The 12,745-nt window shown below is 39.5% G+C and carries 10 protein-coding genes; 3 read left to right on the top strand and 7 right to left on the bottom strand.

Annotated elements, in window-relative coordinates:
• The first annotated feature begins 150 nt into the window (after positions 1-150).
• Positions 151-1,314, top strand: a complete 1,164-nt coding sequence (locus tag BUE31_RS02290) for an acyltransferase family protein (RefSeq protein ID WP_073399852.1) — start codon at positions 151-153, stop codon at positions 1,312-1,314.
• Positions 1,315-1,398: 84 nt separating this feature from the next.
• Here the strand turns inward: BUE31_RS02290 and BUE31_RS02285 are convergent, their stop codons facing one another.
• Complete coding sequence (locus BUE31_RS02285) at positions 1,399-1,872, bottom strand: pyrophosphohydrolase domain-containing protein (protein WP_234997736.1); 474 nt, start codon at positions 1,870-1,872, stop codon at positions 1,399-1,401.
• Positions 1,873-2,090: 218 nt separating this feature from the next.
• Here BUE31_RS02285 and BUE31_RS02275 point away from each other — a divergent pair, with 218 nt between their 5' ends.
• Both BUE31_RS02275 and BUE31_RS02270 read left to right on the top strand, forming a co-directional pair.
• Positions 2,091-3,212 (top strand): DUF6515 family protein, encoded by a 1,122-nt coding sequence (locus BUE31_RS02275; protein ID WP_073399849.1) that lies wholly within the window; start codon positions 2,091-2,093, stop codon positions 3,210-3,212.
• Between the two features lie 213 nt (positions 3,213-3,425).
• Entirely contained in the window at positions 3,426-4,766 is a 1,341-nt protein-coding gene (locus BUE31_RS02270; RefSeq protein ID WP_083619260.1) for a zinc dependent phospholipase C family protein, read from the top strand.
• Positions 4,767-4,945: 179 nt separating this feature from the next.
• Here BUE31_RS02270 and BUE31_RS02265 read toward each other — a convergent pair whose 3' ends face one another.
• Genes BUE31_RS02265 through BUE31_RS02240 form a run of 6 tightly spaced genes read right to left on the bottom strand, consistent with a single transcriptional unit; the run spans position 4,946 to position 12,266 of the window.
• The gene (locus BUE31_RS02265; RefSeq protein WP_073399847.1) at positions 4,946-8,587 is read right to left on the bottom strand and encodes an ABC transporter permease/M1 family aminopeptidase; all 3,642 of its coding nucleotides are present in this window, start codon (positions 8,585-8,587) and stop codon (positions 4,946-4,948) included.
• Positions 8,588-8,607: 20 nt separating this feature from the next.
• Positions 8,608-9,495, bottom strand: a complete 888-nt coding sequence (locus BUE31_RS02260; RefSeq protein WP_073399845.1) for an ABC transporter ATP-binding protein — start codon at positions 9,493-9,495, stop codon at positions 8,608-8,610.
• Positions 9,496-9,514: 19 nt separating this feature from the next.
• Entirely contained in the window at positions 9,515-10,252 is a 738-nt protein-coding gene (locus BUE31_RS02255) for a hypothetical protein (protein WP_143167011.1), read from the bottom strand.
• Positions 10,239-10,643: a GntR family transcriptional regulator gene (locus BUE31_RS02250; protein ID WP_073401588.1), complete on the bottom strand. Its 405-nt coding sequence runs from the start codon at positions 10,641-10,643 to the stop codon at positions 10,239-10,241. Before BUE31_RS02250 ends, BUE31_RS02255 begins: the two co-directional genes overlap by 14 nt.
• A gap of 14 nt (positions 10,644-10,657) precedes the next feature.
• Positions 10,658-11,428 carry a hypothetical protein gene (locus BUE31_RS02245; protein ID WP_073399841.1) on the bottom strand — a complete coding sequence of 257 codons (771 nt, stop codon included), beginning with the start codon at positions 11,426-11,428 and terminating at the stop codon, positions 10,658-10,660.
• A 1-nt stretch (position 11,429) separates the two neighbouring features.
• Entirely contained in the window at positions 11,430-12,266 is an 837-nt protein-coding gene (locus tag BUE31_RS02240) for an ABC transporter ATP-binding protein (protein WP_073399839.1), read from the bottom strand.
• Positions 12,267-12,745: the final 479 nt, after the last annotated feature.

The raw sequence follows: 12,745 nt of genomic DNA, 5'->3' as shown, positions 1-12,745 counted from the left end.
AATGAGTTGATTATGTTAGATTAGGTTGACTGAGTTATACCTGCTTTAACCTAATCAACTCAATCTAACCCAATCAACTTAATCAACCAATTTTGTTATTCTCCTAAAAAAACCTACCTTTCGGTTACTAACCTAATATTTAAAACCGGAATGGCCCTATCAGTAAAACAACAACAACCGGCAGACGATTTCGACGCTGCCTCTACCCGTTTGTTCTCATTAGACGCCCTCAGGGGCTTCGATATGTTTTGGATAATGGGTGCCGAAGAGATCTTTCACACCATGGCCCATGCCACAAATGCACCTTTCTGGAACGCACTTGCCTTACAATTTACGCACCCGGACTGGAATGGCTTTCATGTTTATGACCTTATTTTCCCGCTTTTCCTGTTTATGGCAGGGGTATCCACCCCATTTTCAGTAGGCCGGGAGCTGGAGAAAGGAAAAACTCGGAATCAGTTATTATTGCGGGTAATAAAAAGAACCGTAATGCTTATCCTTTTAGGCTTTTTAGTAAACAACGGACTTCAATTAAGGCCCATTGCGGAATTTCGATTCCCTAGCGTACTTGGGCGGATTGGTATTGCTTATATGTTTGCTAATATCATCTACCTGTATGCAAAAGAGTGGGCGCAGATCTTCTGGTTCTTTTTCTTTATTGTAGGTTATTATCTATTGTTAAAATTCACTTCGGCTCCCGGATTTCACCCTGGCGACCTTACTCCCGAGGGCAACTTCGCTTCCTATGTCGACCGTACTATTTTACCCGGCCGTTTATATGTTCCCTTTCCTGATGGCAGGCTTAACATGCATGATCCTGAAGGGCTGTTCTCAACAATACCAGCTATCAGTACCGGCCTATTAGGCATTTTAGCAGGTTTAACATTAAAAAATAAAACTCTATCACAAAATGCCAAAACATTACGCTTGGCAATAGCCGGTGTTATTTTCCTGGTTGTAGCACAGATCTGGAACCTTGATTTCCCTATCAATAAAAATCTCTGGTCTAGTTCATTTGTAATGCATGTTGGTGGATTAAGCTTATTGTTGATGGCCTTGTTTTATTATGTAATAGATGTACTAGGATATCAGAAATGGGCATTCTTTTTTAAAGTAATTGGGATGAACTCTATCCTGATATATATATCCGGGCACTTTATAAAGTGGAATTACACTAACGAGGGCTTTTTTAAATGGCTGGGCCAATTAGCGGGCGAACCTTACGGCGCTGTATTAATGGCAATTACCTTTGTGCTGGTAAAATGGGTGTTCCTTTATTACCTGTATCAGAAAAAGACTTTTTTACGGGTTTAATTCTTAGTGCCCTCTGTGCATTCTCCGTATCTCCGTGGTTATTTTACCGCAAAGTCCACAAAGAATGCACAGAGCAACACAGCATTATTTTTCCAGTATCGCTTTGAGAGAAGCGGGAGAATAGTTTATTGATTTTAGGGTTTTATTGTCGCCTGTACGGTAAACTAAAAACAAGCCGTCAATTTCTTTATGGTATGAATCAGTATCGGCAGTGCTTTTATAGTGTGCAATTGTTTTATCGGCCTCCTCAACAGTTTTACAGGCCTTACTCATATTTGAGCGGTGAACTTCATCAAATAGTTCCTTAAACTTTTCGCCAAGCCCAAATTCAAGAATAGCGCCTGAAAGTACGTATTGCAGATCGCAAAGTGCATCTGCAACTTCAACCAGGTCATTATCATTTACAGCTTGTTGCAGTTCTTTCAACTCTTCGGCTAAAAGCTCAATCCTTAACGCGCTTCTTTCTTTTGAAGGAATTGCCGGCTGCGGTACAATCGGGTGTTTAAATGTGGTATGGAATTCTGCTACCTGGTTTAATGAGTTCGTATCTTTTATCATTGCGTGTTTAATTATAATTCAGCTTATATTTATCCGTTAATACAAGTGCTGCTAATATATAAATATGAACCAATTTTGTTTATAACTTGTCAAAATAAACTGTCAATATTAATACGGGCACAATTGTTGAATAAAATAATTATATCGGCATTAAACCGTTTATATTATTATCAGTCTATAAAAAAAACAGCAGCGAAAACTGTTCAATTAATATCAACATGAAAAAGGCATTAAAATATTTGGTATTCACAAGCTTAAGCGGACTGCTCTGCTTGTTTTTAGCTTTTCCGGCCAGCGCCCAACACAGAGGTGGTAGTGGCGGCGGCGGCGGTAGCCATGGCGGCGGCGGCGGTGGCAGTCATTTCGGTGGAGGTGGCGGAGGCGGCCATGTTAGTAGCGGTGGATTTTCAGGTGGAGGCCGTTCTGGTGGATTTTCAGGCGGCGGTCGTTCTGGTGGATTCTCTGGTGGTGGCCGTACAGCTGTTGCACCACGATCAGGATTTGGTGGTCAGCGTCAAAGCTTTGGTGGTCGCCCGTCTACACAATCAAGCAGCCGTTTTAATGGTGGCAGGGTTGGCGTAAGCGGAAACCGTGGCTTTACCGGATCACGCGGATACGTTGGTGCCCGTGGCCATGCCGGTTCTCGCGGTTATTATGGTCGTGGTGGCTATAGAGGCGGTTATTATGGCCATGGTGGCTATTATGGCCGTGGCGGCGGCTACTATGGAAGAGGTCATTATTATGGCCCAAGCTATTGGGGAGGACGCGGCTATTGGGGATACCGTGGCGGTTATTTTTACAATGGCGGTTTTTACGGTAGTTTATATTACCCGCGTCTTGGTTTTAGCTTAGGCTTTTTACCATTCGGTTATTATCCGTTTTATTGGGGTGATGCACAATATTATTACAGCGATGGTTTTTACTATCAGCATGAAAATAATCAATATACTGTGGTTGAACCACCGCTTGGTGCCGAAATTACCCAACTTCCAGCCAAAGCTCAGCCGATAACAATAAATGGCGAGCAGTATTATGAGCTGAATGGGGTTTACTACCAACCGGTTACGAAAGACGATGGCACTCAAACATATGTTATTGCAGGTAAAGACGGTCAGTTGGAAACAAACCAGCAGGGACAAGCCGGTAATGGACAAAATGCACAACTGCCACAATTAGGTGATATTTATAACGAATTACCTGAAGGCACCCGTACCATACATGTTAACGGACAAACCTTATATGTATCTCCGGATGATGTGTATTACCAGGCAACAACAGATACCAGCGGCAATAAAGTATATAAAGTTGTGAGCACTCCGGCAGACGAGCCTCAAAACTAAAAAATATAAAATTTTCCATACAAAGGGTGATCCGGTTTTCTGGTCACCCTTTTTTATTGGAAAGAAATCCACTCAACTTCAACTCCCTTTATTCTATTTAATTTTTGATATTGTTATTCTTTTGTTTTTAACAACATGGTTAAATAATACTGCAATAAGATAAAACCTTTTCCCCTTTCAATACTTATAACAACATATTAGCCCTAAATTATAATGAAAAAGCCTTTGTCCTACAGGTTATTATTTATACTTTTTGTTTTTCTGTTATTCATCCCTTTTTCAACCAGGGCATATTCTGTTTTAACCCACGAGGCCCTTATTGATGCCAGCTGGAATAAAAACATAAAACCTTTATTAAAACTAAAATTCCCAAATGCAACGGAGGATGACCTTAAAAAAGCGCATGCCTATGCTTATGGAGGCTGCCTTATAGCTGATATGGGTTATTTCCCATTTGGCAGCGTTTATTTTACAAATCTTTCACATTATGTACGCAGTGGCGATTTTGTAGAGGCATTAATTTCAGAATCAGAAAATCTTAATGAATACGCGTTTGCGCTTGGTTCATTATGCCATTACATGGGCGATAAATACGGGCACTCATTAGCTACAAATATTGCGGTACCCATCGTTTATCCAAAAATGGAAAAGAAATTTGGTCATGTAGTAACTTATGAAGAAGATCATACTTCACATAGCAGGGTGGAAATCTCCTTTGATGTATTACAAACAGCAAGGGGCAACTACGCTTCCCAGGCTTATCATGATTTTATTGGTTTTGAAGTTGCAAGGCCTGTTTTGGAAAGAGCTTTTCTGAAAACTTATGGCCAGGATATAAATGTAGTATTTGGCGACCTTGGCCTTGCGATATCCACTTTTCGGTGGTCTGTTAAAAGCTTATTACCAACTGTAACCCGTACGGCCTGGGTATTAAAAAAGCACGATATTAAAAAACTAAACCCAAGTGCCAACAGCCATTCTTTTCATTATAAAATGAGTAAAAAAGATTACTACAAAGAGTTTGGATCAGAACGACAAAAACCGGGTTTTAAAGCACAGGTTTTATCTTTTATTGTACGATTTTTGCCAAAAGTAGGCCCATTAAAGGCATTAAGATTTAAAGATGTCGGCCCCGAAGGAGAAAAATTATTTATCCGGAGCTTTGATACAGTTTTAATTCACTATGATGATGCGCTTGCCCGGCTTCAACGTGGAAACCTTGAGCTACAGGACATTGATTATGATACAGGCAAACCTACCATGATGGGCGAATACAAACTTGCTGATAAAACTTACAACGATTTGGTAGATCAACTGGAAGATTCAAAATTTAAGAATCTTACTAAGCCCTTAAGGCAAAATATTCTTAATTATTACAGTAAAGCAGATACAACTGCACTTGCTCAAAAAGATCCGAAAGAATGGAAAAAAACCAACCTGGCTTTACAAGCCATTAAAATGGCAAAAACTATACCGGCAGATAGTTTAAAAACATCAAAAGGGATAAATTACAAACTGAACGAACCTGTAGCTAAACCTGCAGGAAGTCAATAATCTCCGATCTCCAGGCCCTGATCTCTTAAAACTCACTTTAAACACTTACTACCAACCCGGTTGGCGTATTCTGTGATTTAAGCGCCATTATATATTTGAGCCAATAAATCGTGCCTGAAAACAGCTTTATAAAGCTAACAGTTGATATTTACTGTATTAAATATCAACTGTTAGGCGATTTACAGATCTTTCAAGTTATCGTTCGGCATTTTATCAACAAGCTTGTCATAGGGATCAATACCCACACTTACTGGTTTACCAGTGACAACAATTTCAATGGTATGTTTGCCTGCTGTAAGCTTATGCTTTTTAATATACAGCGGGTTTACCTGCGACCGTCCTTCTTTATCTTTGGTTTGTGCAGCAAAAATCGCGATATCAATGTAATCATTCATCGGCGCGTTTACATAATTCCCTTTGCCTTGGATATATGATTTACCTGTGCTTACATTTAAAGTAACCTTGTATTTGTTATTACCAATAGCAACAGATTTTGCACTAACAATCTTGTTGTCGTAAAAAGTGATCTTTTCCCAGGTATCTGTTAAATAATACTGCAATGAATCAGGCGTATGCTTTTTCAGATAACGGTACAGATCATTGCTACCGGCATATGGTGGTTCTTTTTTAAATGCATAATCCTTTTTAAACTCACGCAATGCCGCATTCATATTATCATCGCCTATCAGATCTCTTAATCCATATAAAACTGTACCTGCCTTGTTTTCCCATTCAAACCATTCATTTGCTTTTATAAGCGGATGTTCAGCTTCCTCGGTTCTGCTATGGAGAAACAGATACCCCCACATCTGATCAACCAGTAAACCGCGTATATTATTTTTACCATAGCGTTTTTCGGCCATTATATATGAATCGTATTTGGCAAGTCCCTCCGGGATTACCAATGAACCAACTGTATTATTGGGCGCTACCTGGAAGCGCCACCATTGCTGGGCAAGCTGCTGTGTTGTCATATAATAACAATAATCTAGCTGATCAGGATTATTAAAATCCGCATTCCAGCCAAGTTTTTCCTTATAGGTATCAAGTGAGGTAGCTGAAGATGATCCCGGGCCATAAATACTGGTTTCAGCAAGGCTCATGTCTTTAAACGGATAGTTACCATAAACATTTGAATAATAGCTTAAGCCATCCTTAAAAGCATTCATAAAGCGATTGATGTTTGCCTTATGCTCAGGATGGTAGTATATGTTTACATTAACACTTTGCCCGCTATCAACTTTAACATCGCTATGCAACACGGCATACCTTGCACTTATAAAGCCAAACGGCGGATACATCCCCGGCCTATCCTGGACATAATGGAAATAGTTGCGCCCGTTTGAGGTCCATTTTTTTTGAAGTGCTCCAGGGGCTATGGCAGTTTGGTCTCCCGAAGTGCTCACAGTAAGATCCATTTTGGCCAACATGGCGGGTTTACCGGCTTTGAGCCTGTTTATTCCTTCAGGATCATTTTGGGCAACTTCCTCTTCGGCTTTGGGCGGAAGGTGATTTTGCTTACGTTCGTAAGGACTTCCCAGCTCATCATCGTCATCATAACCAAGGCCGGGTAACCCTCCTTTATAAAATGTACCGTTACGGAGTATATTAGCACTGAAAAGGTCATTACTAAACCCTTTATAAAATACAGCGGAGTTAATCTCTACAACAATTGAATCACCAGGTGCCAAGGCCTTGCTAAACTGATACAACCTGAAGTCGGAAGTATCTTGTTTAGGCCTGAAAAAGTTGAGCTCCCCCCTTGAATAGATCAATGGAGATGTAAATGAAATTTCCTTCCCCCCTGTCTTCAAAGTATATTCTGTTACACCATCCGCATCAAGTAACATTTTGCTTATGGGTTTATCCGTTTTATTTATCAAAGTAATAAACCCGTGTGTTTGTGCACGTTGCTGATCGGGAAACAGATCAACGGCCAGCTTCATTGCACTTACTTTTGGCAAAGGGAGCTTGTCGTAGGGTTTTAAAGTCCGTTCATAAAGTACAGCACGTTGTATGTTTTCAGAATTTGTGATATAGCTGTTCAAATAACTTACGTTATAGTATATAAAAGAACCAACTGCCAAAAAACATACAAGTAAAGCGCCTGTTATTATTTTTGTTCTGTTATCAAATCTTTCTTTAACAAGCTGCCATCTTTCCTTAAACGTTGATGAAATGCCACGGTAATAAAACAGCGCTGCTATTATTATCAATAAACCCGCCGCAAGCAGCCAGTACAAATTAAACCACGCTACCGGACCAGCCATATGGCCGATACCATCCATATCTGATATTTCGTATCCTGGTGTATATGAGTATAATAATGGCCTGTAATTGAATATAGACGTAATGTTCATAAAGAACATCACAACCCAGATTACTATGCCTATTCCATGCGCAGCAAACTTGTTATTAACAACTACATGTATTACATACGAAAAAACTACCATCTCCAAAAACCGGGGAAGTACAAGCGTAAATACGGCCATTAAATAAACGGGAAGGTTAAGTTCTGTATAACCCTTTATCAACTGAACCATTACCCCTAATACCATTGGTATTAGCGAAAGGCCAAAACCAAGCACAAGCAAACTCAACAGCTTTGATCCATTTAAAACCCAGTTTGGTGCAGGCAACGAGTCATTTATAAAAGCATAACGGGTAATCCGGTCGCGGTGAACGGTTTCGCCCGTATAAAATATGATAATAAAGAAAATGAAAAACAGGAACACTTCGTTAAAGATTGCTATTAAAGAAACCGTACGAGGAAAATCGTCAACACCATAATTGCGTCCATCGCCCATGTAAAACACAAATCCTAAGAATAAAAGCCCGCACGACATAATGATCCAGAAATAATTATCGCGTATGATGTTCAGTAATTCAGTTTTTGTTAGGCTCAGAATGGTTTTGATATTATATGACCCTGCGAAGCTTGTAGCCACCTGTGGCCGTACAGCATTCCGATTTATTTTCAGTTCATCCTTAACATTGTTCTTATCGCGCTTCCCGCTAAAGAAATCCTCAAAATTAAACCTGATGTAGGTAAATACTAAAACACCAACACCTAATAAAGGCCATATTATCCTGTTCAATAACAACGATCCGTTAAAGGCCATCATGGTTACATTTCTCAGCTCATCATTTACATCCTGAAACTGCATCCGTATTCCGCTGAATGCAAACGGATCAGCCAGGTTTATTACATCCTGGTTATTGGTGTGCGCCAAAAAGAAGGTTGCTATCAGGTAACCTAAAAACAAAACTATTCCGCTGCTGTAAATTACTTTTATGTTCCTTGTAATGGCAACTAAACCATAAAATACTGATGAAGTAAAAACGAGATTGGGAACACCGATCATTAAAAAAGGCTGCAGGTAATATTTTAAATTATTGGGGCCATACCTGGCGGCAATATTGAAACCCATAAGCGGCCCGAGTTTGGTGCCCGCAAAGGCCCCAAACATTACTGCACTGCCAATAATCAATACGAATAATAACGAGCTAAAATATCGCCCCCAAAAGTATCCGAATTTGGTTATGGGATATGTCAAATAATAATCTTTAGTGTTATGCTCTATATCCTTATACAGCGGCATACCCATTATGGCCGATGTAACCAGCATCATTACAATTGAGATCCAGCCCATAACAAATACAATAAGCCTGGGGCTGTTAATATGCTCTTTTTCGCCTACAGGCAACGCACCTGCTGTAAAAGTGAATAGCATAAAGAGAAATGCAGCCGCGAAATAAACGTAAACCGCGGGCCTTCTGAGCTTGTTTTGAAGCTCGAAAATGAATATTTTCCAGAACATAATGAGTTGATTTAAAGGGTTTAAATGGTATTTACATCTACACGGGTAGCAATATTGCTGAAATAAACATCCTCAAGGTTGGGAGTAGCTGATACAAAGCCTTTGCCCGGATCTGTATCCTGTAATATGCGGATGTGGAGTCTCCCGGTTTTTAATTGGGTAGATATTACTGTAAAATCATCCTGGTAAAAACTTAGCTCTGCTTTATCAATTGCTTTGGTGAATATTTTGCCTTCCATTTCACTAACCGCAGCATCGGGCTGACCTGCATATAATACCTCGCCCTGGCAAATAATAGCAAAGTTGGAGCAAAGGGTACTAACATCTTCAACAATATGGGTTGAAAGAATAACGATTGTATTTTCGCCTAACTGGCTAAGCAAGTTATAAAAACGGTTGCGTTCTGCAGGATCAAGCCCGGCGGTAGGTTCATCAACAATTATCAGTTTTGGATTTCCTATAAGTGCTTGTGCTATGCCGAAACGCTGTTTCATGCCACCTGAATATGTGCCAAGGTTCTTTTTCCTGTCTTTACTGAGGTTTACATTATCCAGCAATGCCGCTACCAGGTCTTTTCGCTCTGCCGCATTGCCAACCCCTTTAAGCTGGGCGATATGATCAAGCATGCGTTCAGCGGAGATTTTTGGGTACACACCAAATTCCTGGGGCAAATAACCCAACAACTGCCTCACCTGTGTTTTATTATTAATCACATCAAGGTCGTCAAGAAAAATACTGCCGGCATCTGCTTCCTGCAATGTGGCAATAGTGCGCATCAGTGATGATTTACCGGCGCCATTAGGGCCAAGCAGGCCAAACATGCCGTTATTTAAGGTTAGTGAAACATCTTTTAGGGCCTGCACCCCATTGGAATATGTTTTTGAGAGTGCGTTTATTTGTAATTTCATATCTGTTAAAGTTTAAGGACTATTTTTTTATTATTTGATTCTTAAGAGCTCCGGTTATTATAAGTTTGGCGCTATCTGCTATTTGGTATTTTAAATTGGGGATAATAGCCTCATGTAATTGAAGCTGGCTTTTGTTAAGTATATTCAGATTTGCATTACTGAACTGGTTATCTTTTTGGATGATCATATTCGACCGGCTCCCATCGCTTAAACCAATTACTGCATGTATTACTTTGATCTTATTTCTTATCAGAATAATTGAACTGGCATGCTTTTCAGTAATCGACAGGCTATCAAGAGTAAACCCACTGATAATGGTTGGCCGCCACTTAAAATCTTCACTGGCCAGGGTATCAATAATTTGCCGGTCGCCGGCCATATACCGGGCATCGGCATCAAATCTTACAAGGTTAGGGCAAGATATAACGAGCACATAATCGCCACGGCTATTTTGATAATTTCCCGGGAATGCAGTCTCGATATGAAGTGTTTGATCTCGCTGGCTTACCTTAACAAATTGAGTTGCAGCAGGCTCAATTCGCACACTGAAAGGCCCTTGCTTCACTATGATATTTGAAGCAGTTGATGAGCCAAGATCGATTGACTTAAAATCTTTAAAATTTAGGGTCACAAAATCTTTAAATTGATCCTTATAGGTTCCGCCCTGGTACGATACTTTCAGCATCAGGTCATAATAAATCAGTGATACTAATATCAATAAAATGGCTGCTATAGTAAGTTTATTACTTGTTTTCATTATCTTTTTTATCTGGGGTTGATCCATAATGAATCGATTTAAAACTTTCATACCTTTCCAGGATCTCTTTAGCAGAAATATCAAGTAAGTACATATTTTTGAACAGTTCGGGCAGGTTTTGCTGTAAAAAATTCTCTTTACGCAGCCTTTTTACCGTTTCGTAACCATCAGGCGCTACAAATAAGCCCAGCCCCCTTTTATTGTAAACCACTTCCTGTTTCTGCAAAAACTCATACGACCGCATTACCGTATTAGGATTTACTTCGAGCTCAATAGCCAGATCGCGAACCGATGGGATCTTTTGCTCAGGCGGCCACTTATCCAGTAATATATTATCGCACACATAGGCTGCTATTTGCAGGTATATGGCTTCGTTATCTTTAAATTCCATAATCAGCCATTCCCTTAAACCTGTTTTTCTTTTAAACGATAATACGCTGCAGCCCATAAAATAATGGATGCAAAAACTATGACGTATACAACCAATACATCGCTTTGCCTTATACCCGCAACTGTTATGTTCCTGTTATTTTCAAAAAACATGATATTGCTGAATGGAGTAGCCGCGCGCACTTCTCTTCCAATCAAAGTTTCAATAAACCATGTATTGATCAGTGTAAGCACTACTATTCCTATAAAAAAGCAAAATGCCGTTTTTATAAAATGAAGCTTTTCAAAAAACACAGCCCCCCACATAGCAATACTGTGCAGCAAAGTAAAAACTATGAAAAGAAACGTCATTGGTTCAGCAAAAACATTAAACACCTCAATATGCTGGTTAGGCCAATGTTTAAGGCTTAGCAACAGCATCAGGATTAGGTAAAAACTACCTGTATAGATCAATGAAAATATCACATAGGAAAACAGCCACCCAATAATAAATTTTTCAAAATGGGATGCCGGTAAAGTAAGATACCCTATTGCCTTTTTCTTATCACTTAAATCGGCAAATATGATGCTTGTAAATATTGTTCCGGCTAAAAAATAAATTGTTGAGAATAGCAGGGTTTGCATACTTGAGTCTATTGGCGCAGATATTAAGTAAACCAAAAAACTCCCACCCACAAGCATAACGCCAAGCAATACTGTTAAGCTCATCAGGTAAGTTTTATAATGCTCTGTAAGTTGTTTTATAAACAACAGGCTAAATCTTTTTGCATTAAATATGTTATTCATATTAGCTGGCTTTAAGCGTTGTTATAAGCGAGTTGTTACCGCTGGTTATGGCATTAAAAAATAGCTCCAGGTCAATTTTGCTAAACTTCCCGGTTGTGTTTTTAAGGATAGCATTTTTGCCCCGCATACCATCTTCTTCATACAATACCTCCAATCCGTTGGTATCATTAAAAACACCGAAAGTTATTTTTTCTGTAATTTCTTCTACCGAATGGTTCACAATAATTTCACGATCATGCAGAATTAAAAGGGTATCAATCAAACTGTCAAGGTCGCGTACCTGGTGGGTAGAGATCACAATGCAGCGTTCTTCAGTTAAAACAGAAGCTATCAATTTTCTGAATTGAACTTTCGATGGAATATCCAGGCCGTTGGTTGGCTCATCCATTATTAATAAGCTGGTATTGGTTGCAAGCCCGAAAGCAATCATGGCCTTTTTTTGCTGCCCAAACGACTGTTTATCCATCACAGAGGCGGGGTCAACATCCAATGCTTTTAAATATTGGTAAAAATCAGCATTGCTGAATTTTGGATAGAAGCCTGCTGTGCTTTTTACAAATTGTTCGGGTGTTAATGCGGGAACAAATAACTCCTCGGCCAAAAAGTAGATATCTTCCAAAACAGTTACAGGCCGGTTGGAAACATTAATACCATTAAAAAGGCAGCTCCCTTTTTCAGGATATGCAAGGCCCGCTATATTTTTTAACAGGGTTGATTTTCCAGCGCCGTTTTTTCCAAGCAAGCCATAAATATGGCCCTGTTGTAAAGAAAGATCAAGATCTTTAAAAAGCAGCGGTTTGTGCCGGTAACCGAAACTTAAACTTTTGATTGCTATCATTTTAATGCTATAGTGTATTAGTATAATAGTACACTACAAATATAGAATAGAATTTATGTCATTAACAAACTAATTGTAAAATATTTTTTTTAGCTGGTTTGTATTACCTAACTCACAAGCGAAAAATACTTTCTCTGTGCCTAAAAGGCTCAAGAAACTACCGGTTGCCTGGCATTGGGGCTAAAGCACTGTCCCTTTTAAATTAAGCTAACGTATTCGATATAAAGGTGGGTAGTATAATGCTTGATTATCAGCTATTTGCATTTATTTAACTGCTACAACAAAATAAAACACACTGATAATCAGCATGTTTCACAGCGTTCCGGGTGTTCCGTGTAGAAAAATGGAACGCTTCGCCTCATCTAAAACTACGGTTGCACGCGGTTGGAGAAGGGTTTGGGGTGAGGTGACCGTTTGCTTATATCGAACTCACCTAATGGGAATTAGATTGCTCTGCAATAAAAATATTAAGCTAATCA

The sequence above is a fragment of the Mucilaginibacter sp. OK098 genome, from assembly GCF_900142915.1.
Lineage (GTDB): Bacteria > Bacteroidota > Bacteroidia > Sphingobacteriales > Sphingobacteriaceae > Mucilaginibacter.
Note: the sequence above shows the minus strand (reverse complement) of the source record. Positions and strands in the feature narration are given on the sequence as shown.

Bases quoted from the DNA above. Each gene is read 5' to 3' on its own strand.
- BUE31_RS02290 (WP_073399852.1), top strand. From the start codon at position 151: ATGGCCCTATCAGTAAAACAACAACAACCGGCAGACGATTTCGACGCT.
- BUE31_RS02285 (WP_234997736.1), bottom strand. From the start codon at position 1,872: ATGATAAAAGATACGAACTCATTAAACCAGGTAGCAGAATTCCATACC.
- BUE31_RS02275 (WP_073399849.1), top strand. From the start codon at position 2,091: ATGAAAAAGGCATTAAAATATTTGGTATTCACAAGCTTAAGCGGACTG.
- BUE31_RS02270 (WP_083619260.1), top strand. From the start codon at position 3,426: ATGAAAAAGCCTTTGTCCTACAGGTTATTATTTATACTTTTTGTTTTT.
- BUE31_RS02265 (WP_073399847.1), bottom strand. From the start codon at position 8,587: ATGTTCTGGAAAATATTCATTTTCGAGCTTCAAAACAAGCTCAGAAGG.
- BUE31_RS02260 (WP_073399845.1), bottom strand. From the start codon at position 9,495: ATGAAATTACAAATAAACGCACTCTCAAAAACATATTCCAATGGGGTG.
- BUE31_RS02255 (WP_143167011.1), bottom strand. From the start codon at position 10,252: ATGAAAACAAGTAATAAACTTACTATAGCAGCCATTTTATTGATATTA.
- BUE31_RS02250 (WP_073401588.1), bottom strand. From the start codon at position 10,643: ATGGAATTTAAAGATAACGAAGCCATATACCTGCAAATAGCAGCCTAT.
- BUE31_RS02245 (WP_073399841.1), bottom strand. From the start codon at position 11,428: ATGAATAACATATTTAATGCAAAAAGATTTAGCCTGTTGTTTATAAAA.
- BUE31_RS02240 (WP_073399839.1), bottom strand. From the start codon at position 12,266: ATGATAGCAATCAAAAGTTTAAGTTTCGGTTACCGGCACAAACCGCTG.